The sequence below is a fragment of the Nocardioides sp. SRI_004 genome (genome assembly GCF_057586415.1).
On the sequence record NZ_JBYCZV010000017.1, the window covers coordinates 90162 to 111975 of the forward strand.

The window sequence follows — 21814 nt, forward strand, 5'->3', positions numbered from 1 at the left end:
GGGGTGAGCCAGTTCCTGTTCCCGCACGTGCGGACCGATCGGCGCGAGCTCCGCCTGCGCCTCGCGCTCATCGGGCTCGCCGGGTTCGCCGCGCTCGGCCTGCTCACCGGCGTGCTCGCCCTCCAGACGCTGGGCACGCTCAGCGGCGACGTGCGCGTCACCGTCCAGCTCGCGACGGTGGGCGACACCCTCGGCATCAACTCCGACGTCAAGTACAACGGCCTGCGCGTCGGGCGCGTGATCGAGGTCGACCCCGTCGCCCGCGAGGCCGAGACCGGGTGGGACGGTCCGACCGCGACCGTCCTGGTCGAGCCCGAGCACGCCGACCTGATCCCGGCAGGCGTCACCGCGCGGGTGCTGCCCGGCACCCTCTTCGGCAACGAGTACGTCGACCTGGTCGCCACCCGCGCCACCGGCACCGGCCCCGCCTCCGCATCGGCGGCGACCCACCTGGCCGACGGCGACGTCGTACGGGCGGACACGTCGAGGGCGACGCTGCGGTTGATGGACACCTTCTCCGCCACGCAGCGGCTGCTCGCGGCGGTCGACCCGGCCCAGTGGGACGTGGCGCTCTCCCAGCTCGCCGACTCCCTCGACGGACGCGGGACGCGGCTCGCCGCGATGGTGCGCGACGGCGAAGCCTTCCTCGGCCGGTGGGAGGACCTCCAGCCCCAGGTCCGGCGCGACCTCGACCTGCTCACCACGGACACCGACCTGGCCGCCGACATCGAGCCGCAGCTGGTCGCCGCGCTGCGGGACTCGCGCCCGCTGGCGCGCACCCTCGTCCAGCAGGAGAAGGACACCACGACCCTGCTGCAGGGGGTCTCCCGGCTGGTCGGCGGCAAGGACGGCCTGGCCGTCTTCCTGCGCGCCCACGGCGCGGAGACGGCGCGCCTGCTCAACGCGAGCGCCGCCAACCTCGAGGTCTTCGCCCAGCGCTACCCGGCCTTCGCCGCGCTGCTGCGCAAGGTGCCGGCGCTGCTGCGCAACGGCGCGGCCGCTGCGGTCAACGGGCGGATCCAGATGGAGGGCGTGCTCTCGCCGCAGTTCCTCGAGCCCTACGACGCGAGCAACCCCGACGACTGCCCGACCTACCGCGGCCTGAGGGGAGCCTGCTGATGGGCCGCCAGCTGAGCGAGCTGCGCCGCCACCCGGGCGCGACCGCCGGGGTCGCCGTCTTCGCGCTCGTCGCGGTGCTGCTCACCTCGATGGTGGCGGGCACGCTCTCGCGCTCGCAGCGGGGCGACTCGATCACGGTCACCGCGCTCTTCCGCGACGCCACCGGCCTCCGCTCCGGCGACGACGTCCGGGTCGCGGGCGTGCGGGTCGGCCGGGTCACCGGCACCCGGGTCGGCACCGGCGACGACCAGGGCCTGGCCGTGGTGACGATGAGCGTCTCCGCCGACCAGGTGCTGCACGACGACGTGACCGCGTCCATCGACTACCTCAACCTGATGGGCCAGCGCTATGTCGCGCTGACCCGGCCCGACCGGAGCGCCGACGCCGCACGCCTCGCCGACGGCGCCCGCATCCCGCTCGACCGGACCCGGCCCGCGCTCGACCTGACGGCCATGTTCAACGCGTTCAAGCCGGTCTTCGACCTGCTGCAGCCCGGCGACGTCAACCTGCTCGCCACCAACATCGTCCAGGTGCTCCAGGGGCAGGGGCCGACCATCCAGCACCTGCTCGAGCAGACCGCCGAGCTCACCTCCGGCCTGACCGACCGCGAGGACACCCTCGCGCGGGTCGTCGACAACGTGACGCTCGTGCTCGAGACCACCGACGACCACCGCGCCGAGATCACCGACCTCGTGCACGGGCTCGACTCGCTCACCGCCGGGCTCGCGAAGGACCGCGACCGGATCGGGACCAGCCTCGACGGCATCGCCCGCCTGTCCGCGACGACCGCCGACCTCGTCGACGCCACCCGGCGCCCGCTCGGCGACGTCGTGGCGTCGACCGGCCCGTGGTTCGACCACCTGGCCTCCCGCACCGGCCTGCTGGTCCGCACCGGCGCCGCGCTCCCCCAGCAGCTCGAGGTCTACCTGCGCACCCTCGGCTACGGCAGCTACCTCAACACCTACGTCTGCACGCTCAACGCGTCCGTCACCGGGGTGCCGCTGAAGCTGGACCTCGGCGTCACCGGCGACCGGTTCTCACGGAGGTGTCGCGGATGAGGACGACGACGGCGACCTGGCGGCGTCTCGGCTGGCCGCTCCGGCTGGTGGCGGTGGCGGCGGTGCTCGGCCTGGTGCTGGTGGGCGTGCGCAGCCTGGCCGGCGAGGCGTCGTACCACGTCCGGCTGCGGCACGCCGCCGGCATCGAGCCCGGCGACGACGTGCGGGTGGCCGGCCTCAAGGTCGGCAAGGTGACGGCGGTCGAGGCCGACCGCGACCAGGTCGACGTCGCCTTCTCGCTCGACCAGGCGCCCGCCGACCTCGGCCTGACCGACGACAGCAGCGTCGAGGTCAAGCTGCTCTCGATCCTCGGCGAGCGCTTCCTCGCCCTGACGCCCGGCGCCGGCGCGACGCTGGCCGACGGCGGCACGATCGCTGTCGAGCACGCGATCGACAGCTACACGATCGAGCGGTTCTGGCTGGAGTCGACGCCGCAGGTCGACGCCCTCGACCTGAAGCGGATCCAGGAGGCCGTCGACGTGCTGGCCACCGACCTGAAGGTGACGCCGACGGCCCTGCGTGACGCGGTCGACGGGATCGCCGGCGTGTCCGCGATCGTCACCGACCGCGAGGAGGAGATCGACGCCCTGCTCACCTCCACCCGCAAGGTGACCTCGCTCGTGCTGGAGCAGACCGACGAGCTCGACCGCGTGATGACCAATGGCACCGCGGTGATGCTGATGGTCCAGCAGCGCAAGGAGGTGCTGCGGGCGCTGCTGCGCGACGCGCACCGGTTCGTGACGGGGCTGGCGGCCGTCGTACAGGAGACGGCGCCGCAGCTGGCTCCCGCCCTCCGCGACCTGCGCACGGTGCTGTCGACGCTGCGCAGGCACAGCGAGCAGCTCGACCGGACGATGCGGCTGGCCGGCCCCACGATGCGGGTCTTCACCAACGCGACGGGCGACGGTCCGTGGCTCGGCGTCAACGCGCCGTGGGCGATCGTCCCCGACGACCTGGTGTGCTCGATCTCGCCGGAGGACTGCCGATGAGCCGCCGCACCGTGCTGATGGGCCTCGGCGGCGCGATCGTGCTCGCGCTCGCACTCTCCGGCGCACGGCTGGTCGGCTGGCTCGGCGGCGAGGACCCGGACGACCTCGTCGTCACCGCGGACTTCGCCGACACCACCGGCGTGTACGTCGGCAACGACGTCACCTACCTCGGCGTGAAGGTCGGCGAGATCGTCGCCGTCGAGCCGAGGGGTACGACGATGCGCGTGGTCATGCACCTGGAGCCCGACACCCGGGTGCCGGCCGACGCCGGCGCGGAGATCCTGCAGGGCTCGCTGGTCACCGACCGCTTCATCGAGCTGGGGCCGGCCTGGGACGGCGGGCCGACCCTCGCCTCCGGCGCCCACATCACGGCCGACCACACCCGCTCCCCCGCGACCGTCGACGAGATCGCCAAGGCGATCGACGACCTGGTGCTGGCGCTGGACGCCGGCCTCGGCCGGAAGGGCGGGTCCGCAGGCCTGGGCGACATGCTCGCGACGACGGCCGCCGCGCTGGAGGGCAACGGCAGCCACCTGCGGCGCGCCCTCGCCGAGAGCCGCGACGCCCTCGAGGTGCTCAACAGCAAGGACACCGACCTGACGGCGGTCTCGAAGAACCTCGTGCAGCTGGTGACGACCCTCGCGAGGCGCGACCGCCAGATCCGCGACTTCACGAGCGCCGCCGCCGACACCACCGGTGTGCTGTCCGACCAGCGCCAGGAGCTGGTCGCCACGCTCGACAGCCTCGACCGGCTCACCCGCCTGACCAACGCGTTCCTGAAGGACAACGGTGACGTGCTGGGCGACGACCTCACCGGCCTGGCCGACGTGGTCGGGATCGTGCAGCGCAACCAGGGCTCCCTCGAGGAGGCCTTCGACGTGATGCCGACGATGGCGGAGAACTTCGCCCGCGCCTACGACTGGGACCTCGGGCGCCTGCGGGTGCAGTTCGCGTTCAGCGCCGGGCCGTTCTCAGCCGCCTTCCGCAGCCACTCCTGCGCGGTCTTCGCAGGCAGGATGGGCGGCGAGGCCGGCGTCCAGCTCTGCAACCTGCTCTTCACCAGGGACGGCACCGGCATCCTCGACCCGCTCCTCGACGGCCTGTACGACGGCCTCCCGGCGGGGTTCCCGTGACCGGCGTGCGCGGCTGGGTGGCCGCTGTCGTGCTGGCCGTGGGCGCCGGGACCGCCGGGTGCGGGCTGAGCCTCGAGGACGTGCCGCTCCCGTCGCTGGTCGACGGTCCGACGTACGACCTGACGGTCGAGTTCGAGGACGCCCTGAACCTCCCGGTCGACGCTCCGGTGAAGCTGGACGGCGCGACGGTCGGGCAGGTCACGTCGGTCGAGGCCGGCGAGTACGTCGCCGAGGTCGGGCTCGCCCTGTCGACCAGCGTGCGGCTGACCGACACCTCGCGCGCCGAGATCCGGCTGACCTCACCGATGGGCACCGCGTTCGTGCAGCTCTTCCCCGGCACGGGCGGTGAGCTGCTCGCCGAGGGCGCGACCCTGCCGGCCGCCGCGACCGGCTCCGCGCCCGACGTGACCGACCTGCTGTCCGCGCTGTCGACGGTCGTCACGGGCGGCAGCTTCTCCGACATCTCGACGATCATCACCGAGCTCAACACGGCGCTGACCGGCAACGCGGGCGACGTACGCCGCCTGCTCGCCCGGCTGGACACGGCCGTCACGGACCTGAGTGCCGAGTTCCCGCGGGTCGACCGGCTGACCGCCGCGCTCGACCGGTTGACGACCCGCCTGGCCGGCGACCTGCCGGAGGTCACCCGCTCGCTCACCGACCTCACCGCGCTGGTGAGGTCGTTCGACCGCCAGCGCGCGGACCTGGTCGCGGCGATGGACTCCCTCCACCGGTTCGACGTCGTCGCCACCCCGCTCACCAGGGCGGTGAAGGCCGACCTCGTGGCCCAGCTGGAGGACATGCGGCCGGTGCTGCGGACCCTCCTCGCGGGGCGCAAGGACATCGACGGCGTGATGCGCGGCCTGGTCGCCTTCGCGAGCGGCAGCGACAAGGCCTCCCCCGGCGACTTCGTGAACTTCGACCTGACCGTCCTGCTCGACCCCGACGCGCTGTCCGACACGGGGGGCCGCTGATGGCCCGCCCGATGACGCCCGCCGAGGAGCTCGCGAGCAGTGCCCGCCTGTGGCGCCGCCGGATCCACACCGCGCAGGTGCTGATCCTGGTGATCCTCGTGGCCGGCGTGCTCTACGTGGCCGACACCGTCGTGGGCGGGTCGCTCTTCCGCAACCCGTACCACCTCACGGTGGAGCTGCCGCAGGCCGCGGGCCTCCACGAGGGCTCCGTGGTGACCTACCGCGGCCAGCGCATCGGCGAGGTCACCGCGGTCCGGCTCAGCGACGCCGAGGGCGTCGGGGCGGTGGCCGAGCTCGAGATCGAGTCGGACGTCGAGATCCCCACCGACAGCGCGATGGAGGTCCGCAACCTCTCGGCCGTGGGCGAGCAGTACCTCGACGTCCGCCCGCGCACCGCCAGCGGGCCCTTCCTCGCCGACGGCGCCACCGTGCCGGTGGCGTCGACCAGCGTGCCGGTCAACGTGCCCGACGTGCTCGCGCACGCGCAGGGCCTGATGTCCCACCTCGACGTCGCCGACATCCGCACCATCGCCGACGAGACCGCGGCGATCTTCGGCAACGGCGACGAGGACGTCGACCTGCGCGCGCTGGCGATCGAGATGGAGACCGCGTTCGCGATGCTGCGCCGGCTCGAGCCCGACCTGACCACGCTGGCGCGGCGGTCGGAGAAGCCGCTCGCCACCGTCGCCGACCTGTCCCCCGAGATCCGGCGGATGGCGGCCGACCTGGAGGCGATCGCCGCGGCGCTGGCCGACGCGACCCCCGCCCTGCGTCGTACCGTCGTCACGTCGCTGGACCTCCTGCCCCGCCTCGAGCGGTGGTGGAGGGCGGCGTCCCCGGATCTGCGCCGGCTGCTGCGCTCCGGCGTGCCGCTCACGGAGATGGCCGCCCGCCACCTGCGCGGCCTCCAGCACTGGCTCGACTGGGTGCCGCTGCAGGCCGACGTGATGGCCGGCAGCACCCGCGGCGGCAGCGGCCGGGTCGTGCTCGTGCCGCGCATCCTGAAGAACTGCGTCTACGACCGCAGCGTGCAGCGCGACATCCAGGACCTCACCCGCCGCGAGCCGGTGACGGGCGTGCGGTGCACCGACCCGCCCGAGGGCACCCAGGGCCGCGGCTCCGCCAACGTGCCCCAGCAGTGACGCCCACCGACCTCCCCACCCCCATCCCGAGAGGAACAACGATGAGCACCGACACCCTGGCCGTGCGCGCCGAGATCGAGGCGCAGATCGCCGGACTCACGCTGCCGGTCGCGTTCGCCCGCACGGTCGACGCCGAGGGCGACGGCCCGGCGTACTCCGACAAGGTCGGCGTCGACCTGTCCGGCGGCTACGCGCCCGGCTGGCGCACGGTCGGCTGGAGCGAGCTGCGGGAGCGGGCGCTCGACGTCGCCGGCGCCCTGATGGCGGCGGGCGTCGCCCGCGGGGACCGGGTGGCGCTGATGGCGAGCAACCGGATCGAGCACGTCGTCGCCGACCTCGGCGCCGTCCACGCGGCGGCCGTGTCGATGTCGGTCTACAACACGCTGTCGCCCGAGCAGGTCGCGTACGTCGCCGGGCACGCCGAGCCCACGGTCGTCGTCCTCGAGTCGGCCGACCACCTGGCGCGCTGGGAGAAGGCCCTCACCGATGCGCCGTCGGTCCGGCAGGTCGTGCTCATCGACGCCGAGGCGCCCGCCGGCGACGACCGCTTCACCACGTGGGACGCCTTCGTGGCCGCGGGCGCGGCCTGGCGGGCGGAGCACGGCACCGAGCTCGACGCCCGCACCGCCGAAATCCGCCCCGAGGACCCGCTGACGATCCTCTACACGTCCGGCACCACCGGCAACCCCAAGGGCGTCGTGCTCACCCACCACGCGGTGCTCTACGAGTGCGTGTGCTCGCTGCGGGTCGCCGCGCCCACGCAGCACAACGAGTTCATCTCCTACCTGCCCTTCGCGCACATCGCCGAGCGCACGCTCGGCATCTACATCCCGCAGGTGATGGGCGCCCACATCCACCTGATCGCCGATCCCGCGCTGCTGCTCGGAGCGCTCGGCGAGGTGCACCCCACGCGCTTCTTCGGCGTCCCGCGGGTCTGGGAGAAGATCAAGACCGGCATCTCCGCCAAGCTCGCCGCCGAGACCGACCCGGAGAAGCGGGCCCAGGTCGAGGGCGCGCTCGCGATCGGCCTGGAGTACGTCGAGGCGCTGCAGTCCGGCCACCGGGTCTCCCCCGAGCTCGAGGCACGCTACCGGGCCGCCGACGAGGGCCTGCTGTCCTTCCTGCGCGCGCTGCTCGGCCTCGACCGGTGCGAGTGGGCGGCGTCCGCGGCGGCGCCGATGCCGCTGGAGGTCGCGCGCTTCTTCGCCGGCCTCGGCATGCGGATCTACGACGTCTACGGCATGACCGAGACCTGCGCGGCGGTCACCTCGTGCGGCCCCGACCAGTTCCGGCTCGGCACCGTCGGCCGGGCGCTGCCCGGCATCGAGATCAGCCTGGCCGAGGACGGCGAGATCCTCGCCCGCGGCCCGGTCGCCTCCCAGGGCTACTACAGGCAGGGGGCCGCGACGGCGGAGCTGATCGACGCCGACGGCTGGGTGCACACGGGCGACATCGGCGAGATCGACGAGGACGGCTTCCTCAAGGTCGTCGACCGCAAGAAGGAGATGATCATCACCTCCTCCGGCAAGAACATCGCGCCCTCCAACATCGAGAACCACCTCAAGGAGAGCCCGATCGTCGGCCACGCCCTGGTCTTCGGCGAGGGCAGGCCGTACGTCGTCGCGGTGCTCACCCTCGACGCCGAGATCGCGCCGCTGGTCGCCGCCCAGCTCGGCATCCCCGCCGGCACCTCGCTCGCCGAGCTGGCCCAGCACCCGGCGATGCTCGCGGTCGCCCAGCAGGCCGTCGACGCCGCCAACGAGCGGCTCTCGCGGCCCGAGCAGGTCAAGGCGTGGGAGCTGCTCCCCGTCGAGTGGACCGCCGAGTCCGAGGAGCTCACCCCGACGCTCAAGCTCAAGCGCCGCGTCGTCCACGCCAAGTACGCCGACGTCCTGGAGAGGCTCTACTCGTGACCGCGCCGACGACCACCACCACCGCCACCACCTCCGCCACCACCTCCGTCCGGCCCGGCTGGGTCACCGACGAGCGGGTCGCCGAGTGGAACCGCTGGGTCTTCCGCGACCCGGCCGGCACCGCCACCAGCACCGCCACGGCCCCCTACGACGGGCTGCCCACGGCTCCCGTGCCGGTCTCCACCGCGGCCGACGTCGCCGACGCGATCACGAGCGCCCGCCGCGCCCAGCGGCCGTGGGCCCAGCTCCCGTGGGCGAACCGCGCGGGCGTCGTACTCCGGTTCCACGACCTGCTCGTCGAGCGGCAGGACGAGGTCATCGACCTGATCCAGTGGGAGATGGGCAAGGCGCGGTTCAGCGCCTGGCAGGAGATCCTGCAGGTCGCCAACATCGCGCGGCACTACGCCCGCCACGGGCGGCACTACCTCGGCACGAACAAGGTCCGCGGCGCCATGCCCGGGCTGACGAAGGTGCGCGAGGTGCGGGTCCCCAAGGGCGTGATCGGCATGATCTCGCCCTGGAACTACCCGCTCTACCTGGCGGTCGGCGACGTCCTGCCGGCGCTGCTCGCCGGCAACGGGGTGGTGAGCAAGGCCGACTCGCAGACGCCGCTGACCCTGCTGTGGACGCGTGCGCTGATGGCGGAGGCCGGGCTCCCGACCGACCTGTGGCAGGTCGTCGTCGGCCCCGGCTCGGTGGTCGGCGACGCGCTGATCGGCTCGCCCGACGGGCCTGCGGGCGTCGACCACATCTGCTTCACCGGCTCGACCGCCACCGGCCGCTCGGTCGGCCGCCGGGCCGGCGAGATGCTGATCGCGGCGTCGCTCGAGCTCGGCGGCAAGAACCCGCTCATCGTGCTGGCGGACGCCGATGTCGAGAAGGCGGCCGCGGGCTGCGTCGCGGCGGCCTTCGCCAACACCGGGCAGATGTGCATCCACATCGAGCGCGTCATCGTCCACGACGCCGTGTACGACGCCTTCCGCTCCGCCCTGGTGGCGGCGACCGAGGCGCTGACCCTCGGCCAGACCTTCGACTACTCCGTCGACGTCGGCTCGCTCGCCTCCCCCGCGCAGCTCGAGGCGGTGACCTCCCACGTCGCGTCGGCCGTGGCCGCGGGGGCCCGGGTGCTGGCCGGCGGGCGGGCGCGTCCCGACCTCGGCCCGCTGGTCCACGAGCCGACCGTGCTCGAGGGGGTCACCGAGGAGATGCCGGTGTGCCTGGAGGAGACCTTCGGGCCGGTCGTCTCGCTCTACCGGGTCGGCTCCGACCAGGAGGCCGTGCTGAAGGCGAACGAGGGCCGCTACGGCCTCTCCGCGAGCATCTGGTCACGCAACACCGGCGCGGCGGAGGCCCTGGCCAACCGGATCCGCTCCGGCTCGGTCAACGTCAACGACGGGGCGGCTGCCGCGGCCGGCTCGATCGAGGCCGGGATGGGCGGCATGGGCGACAGCGGCCTGGGCCGGCGCCACGGCGCCGAGGGCATGCGGAAGTACACCGAGTCGCAGACCGTGGCCACCCAGCGGCTGGTTCCGCTCGGCCCACCGTCCGGAATGGCACTGGAGAGGTTCGTGGGGCTGGGCAACGCCCAGCTCAGGCTGCTCCGGAGGCTGCGAGCTCGCTGAGGAGCGCCGGAGCGAGGTCGCCCCTCGGGGCGACCTCGATCCGCTCCAGGCCCAGCCACCCCGCCAGCCGGTCGAGCTCGGCGGCCAGCTCGGCGGCGGTCTCCGGCGGCGCGTGGCCCTCGGCCCATGCGGACTGCACCAGCAGCCGCGACGTGGCGCGGTCGGCCTTGAGGTCGACCCGCCCGACGATCCGGTCGCCGAGCAGGAACGGCAGCACGTAGTAGCCGTGCACCCGCTGGTGGGCCGGGACGTAGATCTCGATCCGGTAGAAGAAGTCGAAGAGCGCCTCCGCGCGGTCGCGCTCCCACACCACCGGGTCGAACGGGCTCAGCAGCGCCCGCGCGCCGACGCGCCGCGGCAGCCGCGCGTCGCGGTGGAGGTACGCCGGCCGGTGCCAGCCCTCGACGCGCACCGGCTCGAGCTCGCCGGCCTCGACGAGGGCGTCGATCGCGGGACGCGCCTCCCCCACCTTGAGCCGGTAGTAGTCGGCCAGGCACTGCGCGCTGGCCACGCCGTGCGAGCGCGCCGCCCGGCGGACCAGCTCGAGGTGGGCGTCGGCCGGGGACAGCGCCGGCGCGTCGACGTACACGGCTGGGAGGACGCGCCCGGGCAGGTCGTAGCGGATCTCGAACTGGCTGTTGCGCCCGGCGATCGCCAGCTCGCCCACCATGTAGAGGTAGTCGAGCATCCGGCGGGTGCGCGACCAGTTCCAGCCCCAGTGCTCCTTGGCACGCGGCAGGCCGTCGTCGAGCTCGCGGGCGGTGCTGGGGCCGCGCTCCGCGATCTCGGCCAGCAGGGCCGCCTCGAGCGCGTCGCCCTCCTCCACCGCGAACCACTTGCCGCGCTTGGTGCGGTAGACGTCCATCCGGTGCCGCATCGCCGGCCACAGGTCGACCGGCATGAAGGCCTGCACGTGCGCCCAGTACTCGACGACCCGTCGCTGCCGGCCCGACGCAGCGCGCCGGAGCAGGTCGACGTCGTAGGGACCCATGCGGGAGTAGAGCGGCATGAAGTGCGCCCGCTGCAGGACGTTGACGCTGTCGACCTGCAGCACGCCCGTGCGCGTGAGGGTGCGGTCGAAGGTGCGCAGGGTGGGGACGGCGTGCGCCGGGTCGAGGAAGCCCTGGGCCGCCAGCGCGATCCGGCGGGCCTGGGCGCGCGAGAGGGTCTGGGTGCTGCTCACGGGGCGACCCTACGGACGCGCACCGACAGCGTCAGTCGAGGTCCACGAGCTTGGCCCGGACGGCGTACATGACCGCCTCCATCCGGGAGTGCAGCTGCAGCTTCTCCAGGATGTTGCGGACGTGGTTCTTCACCGTGTTCTCGCTGATGGCGAGCTGCGAGGCGACGTCGCGGTTGGACAGGCCGCGCGCGACCAGGCGCAGCACCTCGAGCTCGCGCTCGGTGAGCTTGAGCGCCGGGCCGGCGCTGCGCTCCGGCTTCGACATCGTCTTGAACTCGTCGATCAGCTTCGCGGCCATCGACGGGCTGATCAGGGACTGGCCGTCGGCGACCACGCGGATGCCCTGGGCGACCTCCTCGATGGAGGAGTCCTTGAGGAGGTAGCCCGAGGCGCCGCTCTTGACCGCCTCGTAGAGGTCGGCCTCGTCGTCGGACATCGTGAGCATGATGATCTTCGTGGTCGGGACCGCTTCCTTGATCGCGACACACGCCTCGATCCCGGACTGCTTCGGCATGCGCACGTCGAGCAGCACCACGTCGGGGGCGGAGCTGACGACCAGGGCCACGCCGTCGGCGCCGTTGCTGGCCTCCCCGACGACCTCGATGCCCTGCTCGATGCCCAGGAGCATGGTCAGACCGCGCCTGAACAGCTCCTGGTCGTCGACCACGACCACACGTACCGGCTCGCTCACAGGGTGTCCATGTCCTGGGGCCGCCGGTGGATTCCCACTCGCCACACGGGCATCATTCCACGGCTGACCGACGGAATGGCGGGACGTCCCAGATCCGCCACGCCGTCGGCACCGAAAACGCCCAGCCGCCCGATCGGCTGCCGACTCATCGTCCGGTCACCCTCCCTGGTTGTCGACGTCGAGCGAGATCACTCCGTAGTCGTACCCACGACGGCGGTAGACAACGGCCGGCCGCTCGCTCTCCTTGTCGACGTAGAGGTAGAAGTCGTGGCCGACCAGCTCCATCTCGTAGAGCGCCTGGTCGAGGGTCATCGGGCTCGCGGGGTGGGTCTTCTCGCGCACGACGAGCGGACCGTCGCCGGTCACCGTGATCGGGCCGACCTGGCGCTCGATCGCGGCGTCCTCCTCCTCGACCGCGGTCCCGCCCAGGCCGTCGAGCGGGACGTCGGAGAGCGCGCGGCCCACGGACACGGGGGTACGACGGCCGCGGTGCACCCGGCGGCGGTCGGCGGCGCGCCGCATCTGGGCAGCCATCTTGTCGAGGGCGAGGTCGAGGGCGGCCATCTTGTCGTCGGCCGACGCCTCGGCACGGATCACGGGGCCCTTGGAGATCGCGGTGAGCTCCAGATGGACGCTCTGGTCGTGCTGACGGGGGTTCGGCTCGCAGTCGACCTCCACATGGACCCGGATGATCCGGTGGTCGTGCTTCTCCAGCTTCGTGAGCTTCTCCGCGGCGTGCGCCCGGAACCGGTCCGAGATCTCGCAGTGCCTTCCGGTGACCACAACGTCCATCAGTTACCTCCAAGGGGTTTCGGTGATGGGGTCGCCCGCCGTTTCTGGACGGGACGTTCAAAGGGTGCGGCGTCACGGGAACCGCGCGCGCGGCAGCGCGGCGGAGCGAGGCGACGACGCGCTCGCGCCATTGAAGGCAGTGGAGTCCGCCCGGCCGACCTGGTCTTCGTCCCCACACCCGCCTGCTGAGGCTTCCGCAGCTTCTTGCCACTACCGACCTTCTCCCGGAGGCGGACGCATCTGACGTCCGGTCCGAGGCAGGACTTACGACTAAGCCGCACCGTGATCGCCGACCCGGAGGTCGACTTACGTGGGCCGTTTCGCCTGCGACTGGCATCGGCTTGCCGCACCGGGCAGGGCGTCTGCCCGGCCTGTGCGGCGCAACCACGGACCCGGGCGGACTCCATGTAGAGACGTTAGTCCGTCGTCGGTTGCGACGAAAGGCTTGACCCGCAAGTCGGGACGTTCTACTCCTCGCGAAGGGCCCTGCGACGCGTGGCCGCGACCGTCGCCGCGGCGAGCACGGGGAGGCCCACCGACTCGAGCGCGCGCTGCGCCTCGCGGAGCGTGGCGCCCGTGGTCAGGACGTCGTCGCAGACGACCACGTGGGCTCGAGCGCGGCGGCGCCCGAGACGTCGTACGACGTCGCCGCAGACCGCCATCGACCCGGCCAGGTTGGCGGCCCGGGCGGAGGCGTCGAGGCCGGCCTGGTCGACCACGCCGGGCCGCACCCGGAGCAGCCGGGCGCTCACCACGTCGCGCTCGGCACGCAGGACGGCGGTCGCCGCCCGGACCATCGCCGTCGTCGGGTCGTGCCCCCGCGCACGCACCGCTGCGGGCCGCGACGGCACCGGCACGAGGACGACGCCACCGGCAGCGCCCGCGTCGGCGAGGGCCTGCGCGACGGAGGCGGCGAGGAGTCCCCCGAGCGGGCGCGCGAGCGACAGCACCCGCCTCTCCTTGTGGGCCAGCACGAGGGCGCGGAGCGGGTCCTCGTAGGCGCCCACCGCATAGGGCGGCACCAGGCCCGGCGGGACCGGGGTGGGCCAGTGCGGCGCGGCCGCGCGGGGCAGCGCGTCGCGGCAGCCCCGGCACAGCGCGCGCCCGGGGCGCCCGCACCCGAGGCAGGCGGCACCGAGGACGAGGTCGCCGAAGCCGTCGGCGAGATCCTGCAGCAGCGGCACTCCCCCACTCCACCAAGGTCCGCGCCGGGCGACAACGCGGCCGGGGCGGCCTGTGGAGAACCGAGGTGGAGAACCGCGGCGGAGAACCGAGGTGGTGGACCGCGACCGGGCGTCAGCCCGCGTAGTCGAGCTGCGTGAGGGGCGCGCCGTCGGTGTACTCCTCCTGGTCGACCATGTCGACGTAGCGGTCGGCGTACACCGCGAACATCGGTGTGCCCACCGACGGGGCGGCGGCGAGACCGAGCAGCCGCCCGGACACGATCGTGGAGAGGACGTCGACGCCGACCGTCGCGCCGTCGGCCGCGACCACGTCGACCTCGTACAGCGACCCGGGAGCGGTCGTCGTGAGCAGGCCGACCCGGATCGGGCTGGTCCACGCGAGGTCGTCGATCACGGTCCCCTCCGCCTCCCTGATGAGGAAGGGAGCCTTGGTCCGGGAGACCCGGCCGCGCCCGTCGAGGAGGACGCGGACGCCGACCACCTCGTCTCCCCCGGCGGTGCGCACGACGCCCACGAGCCGGGTGCCGTCACGGGAGACCACCAGTGCCCGCGCGTCGCGGTCGCTGATGCCGGGCACCTCGACCTCGCGGACCCGGTCGTCCTCGACGAGGAGGACCCGGGCGCCCGTGCGCCGCCGGTCCAGCACCCAGAGACGACCGGCGAAGTCCCAGGAGGGCCGGGCGTAGGTGCCTCCGCTGAGGATCGTGCGGGGCACGGCCGCGGCTCCCTGCCGGGCCCGGACCGGTCCCACCCGGACGCGGTGGCCGTCGGAGTCCACGGCCGCCGCGACGGCGGCGTCGGGACGGGCGGAGATCGCGTCGAGGTCGGCGTCCTGGTCGCCGAACGGCCCCGTCGCCGTCACGAGGTTGCCCGAGCTGCCCCACACCATCCGGCCGCGGGTGAGTCCGAACAGCAGCGTGGTGGCCTCGTCGCCCGCGGGGTCGAAGGCCTGCCCCCCGTCGACGGCGAACTGGGAGGCACCACCGGGGATCTGCAGGTCCTCACCGCCGACGGACACCCGCAGCGCCCGGATGGCCGGGTCCTGGCGCAGCGTCCACGCCAGCTGCGCGAGCATCAGCTCCGACTCCTCGGCCGTCAGCCGCGGCGCGTCGCCGACGAGGTTGATCTCCGCGACGCCGCGCTCGTCGACCGGCACCGAGAGCCCGACCGAGAGGCCTGACGGCACGAACGAGCGCACCACGCCACGGGCGCGCGGCGGCGGCCCGGCCAACAGGCCGGCGACCAGGCTGGTGGCGAGCTGGTCGCCCTGCGGGACGAAGACCGGCTCGGGGACGAGGATCTGCGCGATCGGGTCGAAGAAGTAGAGGGACACCTGCCGGTAGCGCTGCTGGAACCAGCTCGCCGGGACCACGAGGGCGTCGGCCGGGTCGGCGATGCGGAACTCCCCGCCCTCGACGGTGAGGCGGAAGCTGAGGTCGAGGTCGTCGCCGGCCAGGGCTCCGCGCCAGGCGCCCGCGCGGTCGAGGGCGTCGGCAGCGCCGAGCCGCACCCGGACGGTGTTGCCCGCCTCGCGGGTCGCGAGCGGGAGGTCGCTGTAGACCACAGTCTCGCGCTCCGGGTTCCACCCCGCGGCGGCTTCGTCGGTCAGGAACTTCTTCGCGACGTTGATCTGCACCGGCCACGCCGTCATCGCGTCGAGGAAGCCGCTGACGACCTCCGAGCGGGACGCCCCCTCCGCGGGCGGGCGGGCATCGATGTCACTGGCCTGGTGGGTGTCCTCGGCGTCGATCACGTCGCTGTCGACGACCGGGCCCTGGGTCGGGAGCGACACGCAGCCGGACAGCAGGAGGGCGAGCGCCCCGAGGACGGGGAGCGCGCGGCGTCGTACGGACCTCACCGGTCGACCTCCTGCACGGGTACGACGGCATCGGGTCCCGCGACGACGGCGGCGTCCGACGAGACGGCGTCCTCGGGGATGAGCGGGAGCGGGCTGTGCCGCAGCGTGGCACCCGCCCGGCGCGGCAGGGTGAGCCGGAACTGGGCTCCCTGCCCGCTGCGGCCCCACGCCTGCAGCCACCCGCCGTGGAGGTGGGCGTCCTCCTGCGCGATGGCCAGGCCGAGCCCGGTGCCGCCGCTGGTGCGGGCCCGCGCGGGGTCGGAGCGCCAGAACCGGTTGAACACCATCGCCGCCTCGCCGGGGGCGAGCCCGACGCCGTGGTCGCGGACCGTGATCGCGGCCGCCTCCTCGTCCGACGCGAGCCGGACGACGACCGCCTCGGTCGGGTCGTCGGCGAGGGCGTGGTCGATGGCGTTGGTGACCAGGTTGCGCAGGATCCGCTCCACCCGGCGACTGTCGACCTCGGCGCGGACCGGGTCGTCGGGGTGCTCGACCATGACCCGGACGTGGCGCTGGTCGGCCAGCGGCTGGGCCGCGGTCACCACCCGGTTGACGATGTCGTCGAGGTTGACGTCCTCGGGTGCGAGCACGGCCGCGCCGGCGTCGAAGCGACTGATCTCGAGCAGGTCGACGAGCAGGTTCTCGAAGCGGTCCAGCTCGGCCTGCAGCAGCTCGGCCGCGCGGGCCGAGGCCGGGTCGAAGCCGGCACGGGCGTCGTGCAGCAGGTCCGAGGCCATCCGGACGGTGGTCAGCGGGGTCCGCAGCTCGTGCGAGACGTCGGAGACGAAGCGGCGCTGCACCCAGCTGAGCTCCTCGAGCTGGCGGATCTGTCGCTGCAGGCTGGTCGCCATCTGGTTGAACGAGTAGGCCAGCCGGGCGATGTCGTCCTCGCCGGTGACCTGCAGCCGCTCCTGGAGACGCCCGGCGGCCAGCCGCTCGGCGATCTGCCGGGCCAGTCGGATGGGCGTCACGACCTGGCGGGTCACCAGCCACGTGAGGCCGGCGACCAGCGCCAGCAGCAGGCCGGCGGCGGTCAGCAGCGCCCGGGTGACCAGGCCCAGCGTCTCCTGCTCCTCCGACAGCGGGAAGAGGTAGTAGAGGGTGTAGGTCTTGCCGTCGGACGGCAGCTGCACCTGCGAGCCCACGATGATGCCGGGCACGGACGAGGACTCGCCGGACTCCTCGCGGACGATCTCGGTGTAGGTCCACGCCGTGGCTCGGCCGACGCCGTCGAAGTGCGCCTCCATGTCCTCCGGGACGCTGACCAGGTCGAGCCCGCTCGTGTACTCGCCGCCGCCCTCGCGCAGCGGGATGTCCTCGCCCTCGGGTCCGGCCAGCACCACGCTGTAGCCGCGGCTGGCGCCCCGGTCGATGATCGGGTCGACGAGGTCGCGCTGCTGCCGGCCCACGTTGACCTCGCGGCCCGACGCGGCCTCGAGCCGGTCGCGGGCATCGCCCATCTCGGCGTCGACCTCGCCCAGCACGACGTCGACGCGGTGCTCGAGGAGTCCCTGCCGGACCTGCTGCAGGAGGATCCAGCCGACCGCGCTGACCACCAGCGCGGACAGCACGACCGTGCTGGCGACCACCCGCGCCTGGATCGACCGGCGCCAGAAGGTGAGCGCTCGTCGTACCGCGGGTGAGAGGCGGGTCCAGAGGTCGCGCAGCATGGCAGGACTACGCCGAGCCGGCCTTGTAGCCGACCCCCCGGACGGTCAGCACGATCTCGGGGTGCTCCGGGTCGTGCTCGACCTTGGACCGCAGCCGCTGCACGTGCACGTTGACCAGCCGCGTGTCGGCGGCGTGGTGGTAGCCCCAGACCTCCTCGAGCAGCACCTGCCGGGTCAGCACCTGCCCGGGCCGGCGGGCCAGGCAGAGCAGGAGGTCGAACTCCAGCGGTGTCAGCGGGATCTCGGCGCCGTCGCGGGTGACCGAGTGCCCGGCGACGTCGATCTGGAGGTCGCGGATGGCGAGGGTCTCCGGCGGCACCGGCTCGGTGCGGCGGACCCGCGCCCGGATCCGGGCGACCAGCTCCTTGGGCTTGAACGGCTTGACGACGTAGTCGTCCGCGCCGGACTCCAGGCCGACGACCACGTCGACGGTGTCGCCCTTGGCGGTGAGCATGACGATCGGTACGCCGGACTCCGCCCGGATCTCCTTGCACACGTCGATGCCGTCCTTGCCGGGCAGCATCAGGTCCAGCAGGACGAGGTCGGGCCGGTAGTCGCGGAACTCGGCCAGCGCGGTGTCTCCCCGGGGGCAGACCCGGCTCTCGAAGCCCTCCTGGCCCAGCACGATCGCGAGCATCTCCGCCAGCGGGGCGTCGTCGTCGACGACGAGGACGCGGCCCTTGGTCGGGAACGGCGCGCCGGCGGCGGGTGTCATGTCACCCATCCTAGGAGAGACGAGCACGAAGCCCCCGCACCCGGAGTGGGTGCGGGGGCTTCGGTGTCAGCGCTCAGTAGCGGTAGTGCTCGGGCTTGTAGGGCCCGGCCACGTCGACGCCGATGTACGCCGCCTGCTCCTTGGTGAGCTCGGTGAGCTCCACGCCGAGCGCGTCGAGGTGGAGGCGCGCGACCTCCTCGTCGAGGTGCTTCGGCAGGACGTAGACGCCGATCTCGTAGTCGTCGGTCTTGGTGAAGATCTCGATCTGCGCCAGGACCTGGTTGGTGAACGAGTTCGACATGACGAACGACGGGTGGCCGGTCGCGTTGCCGAGGTTCAGCAGGCGGCCCTCGGAGAGGACGATGACCTTCTTGCCGTCGGGGAAGATCCACTGGTGGACCTGGGGCTTGATCTCGTCCTTGACGATGCCCGGGATCTTCGCCAGGCCGGCCATGTCGATCTCGTTGTCGAAGTGGCCGATGTTGCCGACGATGGCCTGGTTCTTCATCTTCTCGAAGTGCTCGACCTTGATGATGTCGAAGTTGCCGGTCGTGGTGACGAAGATGTCGGCGTACTCGACGACGGACTCGAGGCGCTTGACCTCGTAGCCGTCCATCGCGGCCTGCAGGGCGCAGATCGGGTCGATCTCGGTGACGATGACGCGCGCGCCCTGGCCGCGCAGCGACTCCGCCGAGCCCTTGCCCACGTCGCCGTAGCCGCAGACGACCGCGACCTTGCCGCCGATCATGACGTCGGTGGCGCGGTTGATGCCGTCGACCAGCGAGTGGCGGCAGCCGTACTTGTTGTCGAACTTCGACTTGGTGACCGAGTCGTTGACGTTGATCGCCGGGAAGAGGAGCGAGCCCTCCTTGAAGCGCTCGTAGAGGCGGTGGACGCCCGTGGTGGTCTCCTCGGTGACGCCCTTGATGCCGGCGGCGATGTTGGTCCAGCGGGTGGGGTCGTTGTCGAGGGAGCGCGCGAGGACCCGGAGGACCTCCTTGTACTCCTCGTTGTCGGTGCTGTCCTGCGAGGGGACCGCGCCGGCCTTCTCGAACTCGAGGCCCTTGTGGACGAGCAGCGTGATGTCGCCGCCGTCGTCGAGCAGCATGTTCGGGCCGACCTTGTTGCCGTCGGCGTCGGTGAAGTCGAAGACCTTCTCGGCCTCGTCCCAGTACTCCGCGAGGGTCTCGCCCTTCCACGCGAAGACCGGCGTGCCGGCGGGGGCCTCGATGGTGCCCTCCTTGCCGACGACGACGGCGGCGGCGGCGTGGTCCTGCGTCGAGAAGATGTTGCAGGTCGCCCAGCGGACGTCGGCGCCGAGGGCGGTGAGCGTCTCGATCAGGACGGCCGTCTGGATGGTCATGTGCAGGGAGCCGGCGATCCGGGCGCCCTTGAGCGGCTGGTCGGCGCCGTAGCGGGCGCGCATCGCCATCAGGCCGGGCATCTCGTGCTCGGCGAGCTCGATCTCCTTGCGGCCGAACTCGGCCAGGCTCAGGTCAGCAACCTTGTAGTCCATGAAAAGTGATCCTCGAGGTTCGAGTGTCGAATGACAGCTGGGTCCTGCGGCGCATCTGCGCATCGTCGGGATCTCCCGCGCATGACGTGGACCACCTTACAAGCGGCCCTCGACGCGCGGGCAATCATCGGGAGGACCCGAGGGGCCCCTCCTCCGGGGTCAGTGGGCGGCGGGCGCGCCGTCGTCGTACCGCTCGATCGGGTCCTTGTCGCCCGTGAACGGCAGCAGGCGTACGACGACCACCACGACCGCACCGACGACGAGCCCGATCACGGCGGAGATGCCGGTGTTGGCGAGCCAGGCGAGGGCGCTGCCGGCGAAGCCGTGGACCGCGTGCTCGATGTCGTGCTCGATGCCGTGGACCCAGTCGTAGGGGGCGTTCCAGAGGTCGATCCCGGAGCCGTGGTTGTCGGCGATGTTGACCATCAGGATGTGGCCGCCGACCCAGAGCATGGCGATCGTGCCGACGACGGAGATGATCGCGAGCAGCCGCGGCATGAACGCGACCAGGCCGTGCCCGAGCCGCTTGGCGAAGGCGGAGGAGCGCTGGGTGAGGCTGAGGCCGACGTCGTCCATCTTCACGATGAGCGCCACGACGCCGTAGACCGCGATCGTGATCACGACGGCGACGACGAGCAGCGTGCCGAGCTTGGTCCAGAAGCTCTCGTCCTTCACCGAGTCCAGGGCGATGACCATGATCTCGGCCGACAGGATGAGGTCGGTGCGGACGGCGCCGGCGACGAGGTCCTTCTCCGCGTCGGGGCCGATCTCGGCGACGGGCGCCTCGTGCTCCTCGTGGTGGGAGACCATGTGCCAGATCTTGTGCGCGCCCTCGTAGGCGAGGAACGTGCCGCCGAGCATCAGGATGATCGGCAGGAGGTCGGGCAGGAACTCGCTGAGCAGCAGCGCCGCCGGCAGGATGATCAGCAGCTTGTTGCGGATCGAGCCGACCGCGATCCTCTTGACGATCGGCAGCTCGCGCTCGGCGGCGAGGCCGTGGACGTACTGGGGCGTCACCGCGGTGTCGTCGATGACCACGCCGGCGGCCTTGGCGGTCGCCTTGCCCGCGGCGGCGCCGACGTCGTCCACGGAGGCCGCGGCCAGCTTGGCGATCGCAGCGACGTCGTCGAGGAGTCCAAAGAGGCCGGCGCTCATGGCCCGAAGGCTACCGGGCCGCTAACGGGTCCCCACCGCCACCGGCTCGGAGTCCTCCTCGTGCGCGGCGGCGACGACCGCGAGGTCGACCGCCTCCCGCAGCTGCCGCTGGGCCGGGCCGAACGGGTCGACCACGCGACCGAGCACCCGCCGGACCGGCGGCGCCGCCAGCCCGAGCGCCACGGCCAGGCCGAACCCGGTGGCGGCGAGCAGCCCCAGCCACGGGTGGCCGTCGAACCAGGCGGGGAAGCCGGCGTACTCGATGCCCTTCACGGCGAAGCCGTGGAAGAGGTAGACGATCATCGTCGCGGCACCCATCCGGGTGAACCAGCCGCTGCGCCGCGGCACGAGCGCGAGCCACGCGAAGGTGCCCGCGAGCCCGACCGCCATCACCAGCAGCCGGGTCAGCACGGCGGTGGAGTCGGGGACGTCCATCAGGTCGAACGGCCGCTGGTAGAGGTAGCCGGTCGACGCCCAGCGGTCGAGGTTGACCGCCAGCACCGCGATCACGGCGAAGGTGACCGCACCGAGGACGGCCGGGAAGCGGCCGCGCACCCACTCCAGCGCCTCGGGCGTGGTCTTCAGGCCGAGCACGAAGAACGGCAGGAAGCCGAGGATGCGGGGCAGGTCCAGCAGCGCCATCCACTCCCCCTGCAGGAAGCCGCTGCCGATGCTGATCGCGACCGCCACGACGACGGCTCCCGGCAGCGGTCGCAGCAGCGGCGTGACCAGCCGCCACGCGACCAGGGCGAGGAGGTACCACATCGGGAAGTGCGGATCGAGCCACAGGTCCTGCAACCGCTCGCCCCCGACGTGCAGCCGGAACCACGCGAGCAGGCCCTCGAAGAGCACATAGGGCACGAGCAGGTCGGTGACCAGCTGCCACATCCGCGCCGGGCTGTAGTGGAAGCCCCGGGAGAGGTAGCCGGAGAGGAACACGAAGGCCGGCATGTGCCAGAGGTAGACGAAGTCGTAGAGGTGCCACGCGGCCTCGGCCTCGGACGGCAGGAGCGCCCAGGTGTGGCCGAGGACGACGAGGACGACGAGTCCCATCTTGGCGTTGTCGAGCGAGGGGTCACGAGGAGTGGCCATCACTCCTT

18 protein-coding genes are annotated in these 21814 nt (G+C 72.6%); 8 read left to right on the forward strand and 10 right to left on the reverse strand.

Annotated elements, in window-relative coordinates:
* The first annotated feature begins 3 nt into the window (after window positions 1–3).
* Genes AC2YHB_RS20880 through AC2YHB_RS20915 form a run of 8 tightly spaced genes read left to right on the forward strand, consistent with a single transcriptional unit; the run spans window position 4 to window position 9950 of the window.
* Entirely contained in the window at window positions 4–1119 is a 1116-nt protein-coding gene (locus AC2YHB_RS20880) for an MlaD family protein (protein ID WP_487354550.1), read from the forward strand.
* A complete protein-coding gene (locus tag AC2YHB_RS20885; protein WP_487354551.1) occupies window positions 1119–2177 on the forward strand; it encodes an MCE family protein in 1059 nt (352 codons plus the stop codon). The genes AC2YHB_RS20880 and AC2YHB_RS20885 overlap by 1 nt, the downstream gene beginning before the upstream one ends.
* Window positions 2174–3166, forward strand: a complete 993-nt coding sequence (locus tag AC2YHB_RS20890; RefSeq protein ID WP_179647713.1) for an MCE family protein — start codon at window positions 2174–2176, stop codon at window positions 3164–3166. The genes AC2YHB_RS20885 and AC2YHB_RS20890 overlap by 4 nt, the downstream gene beginning before the upstream one ends.
* Window positions 3163–4299, forward strand: a complete 1137-nt coding sequence (locus tag AC2YHB_RS20895; protein ID WP_051931498.1) for an MCE family protein — start codon at window positions 3163–3165, stop codon at window positions 4297–4299. Before AC2YHB_RS20890 ends, AC2YHB_RS20895 begins: the two co-directional genes overlap by 4 nt.
* Entirely contained in the window at window positions 4296–5273 is a 978-nt protein-coding gene (locus AC2YHB_RS20900; RefSeq protein ID WP_179647714.1) for an MCE family protein, read from the forward strand. Before AC2YHB_RS20895 ends, AC2YHB_RS20900 begins: the two co-directional genes overlap by 4 nt.
* Complete coding sequence (locus AC2YHB_RS20905) at window positions 5273–6415, forward strand: MlaD family protein (protein WP_179647715.1); 1143 nt, start codon at window positions 5273–5275, stop codon at window positions 6413–6415. The genes AC2YHB_RS20900 and AC2YHB_RS20905 overlap by 1 nt, the downstream gene beginning before the upstream one ends.
* A 41-nt stretch (window positions 6416–6456) precedes the next feature.
* Complete coding sequence (locus AC2YHB_RS20910) at window positions 6457–8328, forward strand: AMP-dependent synthetase/ligase (RefSeq protein ID WP_179647716.1); 1872 nt, start codon at window positions 6457–6459, stop codon at window positions 8326–8328.
* Window positions 8325–9950 carry a succinic semialdehyde dehydrogenase gene (locus AC2YHB_RS20915; protein WP_179647717.1) on the forward strand — a complete coding sequence of 542 codons (1626 nt, stop codon included), beginning with the start codon at window positions 8325–8327 and terminating at the stop codon, window positions 9948–9950. Before AC2YHB_RS20910 ends, AC2YHB_RS20915 begins: the two co-directional genes overlap by 4 nt.
* On the opposite strand, the gene AC2YHB_RS20920 is transcribed toward AC2YHB_RS20915, so the two are convergent.
* From AC2YHB_RS20920 to AC2YHB_RS20965, 10 genes are all read right to left on the reverse strand, one after another.
* Complete coding sequence (locus tag AC2YHB_RS20920; protein WP_179647718.1) at window positions 9919–11133, reverse strand: winged helix-turn-helix domain-containing protein; 1215 nt, start codon at window positions 11131–11133, stop codon at window positions 9919–9921. The two genes, AC2YHB_RS20915 and AC2YHB_RS20920, sit on opposite strands and share 32 nt — an antisense overlap.
* Window positions 11134–11164: 31 nt before the next feature.
* Window positions 11165–11824, reverse strand: a complete 660-nt coding sequence (locus AC2YHB_RS20925; RefSeq protein WP_242530297.1) for a response regulator — start codon at window positions 11822–11824, stop codon at window positions 11165–11167.
* Window positions 11825–11980: 156 nt separating this feature from the next.
* On the reverse strand, window positions 11981–12616 hold the full coding sequence (gene hpf, locus AC2YHB_RS20930) for a ribosome hibernation-promoting factor, HPF/YfiA family (protein WP_036541334.1): 636 nt from the start codon (window positions 12614–12616) through the stop codon (window positions 11981–11983).
* A 467-nt stretch (window positions 12617–13083) separates the two neighbouring features.
* On the reverse strand, window positions 13084–13800 hold the full coding sequence (locus AC2YHB_RS20935) for a ComF family protein (protein ID WP_179647719.1): 717 nt from the start codon (window positions 13798–13800) through the stop codon (window positions 13084–13086).
* Between the two features lie 112 nt (window positions 13801–13912).
* The gene (locus AC2YHB_RS20940; RefSeq protein WP_179647720.1) at window positions 13913–15658 is read right to left on the reverse strand and encodes an LpqB family beta-propeller domain-containing protein; all 1746 of its coding nucleotides are present in this window, start codon (window positions 15656–15658) and stop codon (window positions 13913–13915) included.
* Complete coding sequence (gene mtrB / locus AC2YHB_RS20945; protein ID WP_179647721.1) at window positions 15655–17328, reverse strand: MtrAB system histidine kinase MtrB; 1674 nt, start codon at window positions 17326–17328, stop codon at window positions 15655–15657. The genes AC2YHB_RS20940 and mtrB overlap by 4 nt, the downstream gene beginning before the upstream one ends.
* Before the next feature lie 7 nt (window positions 17329–17335).
* A complete protein-coding gene (gene mtrA / locus AC2YHB_RS20950) occupies window positions 17336–18052 on the reverse strand; it encodes an MtrAB system response regulator MtrA (RefSeq protein WP_444547289.1) in 717 nt (238 codons plus the stop codon).
* 64 nt (window positions 18053–18116) lie between these two features.
* On the reverse strand, window positions 18117–19559 hold the full coding sequence (ahcY, locus tag AC2YHB_RS20955) for an adenosylhomocysteinase (protein WP_179647722.1): 1443 nt from the start codon (window positions 19557–19559) through the stop codon (window positions 18117–18119).
* 159 nt (window positions 19560–19718) lie between these two features.
* Window positions 19719–20714, reverse strand: coding sequence for a DUF808 domain-containing protein (locus AC2YHB_RS20960; protein WP_179647723.1), 996 nt, complete (start codon window positions 20712–20714; stop codon window positions 19719–19721).
* A 21-nt stretch (window positions 20715–20735) separates the two neighbouring features.
* Window positions 20736–21806 carry an acyltransferase family protein gene (locus AC2YHB_RS20965; RefSeq protein WP_179647724.1) on the reverse strand — a complete coding sequence of 357 codons (1071 nt, stop codon included), beginning with the start codon at window positions 21804–21806 and terminating at the stop codon, window positions 20736–20738.
* Window positions 21807–21814 lie beyond the last annotated feature (8 nt).

Coding starts and splice junctions, on each gene's coding strand:
- AC2YHB_RS20905 (WP_179647715.1), top strand. CDS start 5,273: ATGGCCCGCCCGATGACGCCCGCCGAGGAGCTCGCGAGCAGTGCCCGC.
- mtrA (WP_444547289.1), bottom strand. CDS start 18,052: ATGGGTGACATGACACCCGCCGCCGGCGCGCCGTTCCCGACCAAGGGC.
- AC2YHB_RS20890 (WP_179647713.1), top strand. CDS start 2,174: ATGAGGACGACGACGGCGACCTGGCGGCGTCTCGGCTGGCCGCTCCGG.
- hpf (WP_036541334.1), bottom strand. CDS start 12,616: ATGGACGTTGTGGTCACCGGAAGGCACTGCGAGATCTCGGACCGGTTC.
- ahcY (WP_179647722.1), bottom strand. CDS start 19,559: ATGGACTACAAGGTTGCTGACCTGAGCCTGGCCGAGTTCGGCCGCAAG.
- AC2YHB_RS20910 (WP_179647716.1), top strand. CDS start 6,457: ATGAGCACCGACACCCTGGCCGTGCGCGCCGAGATCGAGGCGCAGATC.
- AC2YHB_RS20895 (WP_051931498.1), top strand. CDS start 3,163: ATGAGCCGCCGCACCGTGCTGATGGGCCTCGGCGGCGCGATCGTGCTC.
- mtrB (WP_179647721.1), bottom strand. CDS start 17,328: ATGCTGCGCGACCTCTGGACCCGCCTCTCACCCGCGGTACGACGAGCG.
- AC2YHB_RS20965 (WP_179647724.1), bottom strand. CDS start 21,806: ATGGCCACTCCTCGTGACCCCTCGCTCGACAACGCCAAGATGGGACTC.
- AC2YHB_RS20960 (WP_179647723.1), bottom strand. CDS start 20,714: ATGAGCGCCGGCCTCTTTGGACTCCTCGACGACGTCGCTGCGATCGCC.
- AC2YHB_RS20885 (WP_487354551.1), top strand. CDS start 1,119: ATGGGCCGCCAGCTGAGCGAGCTGCGCCGCCACCCGGGCGCGACCGCC.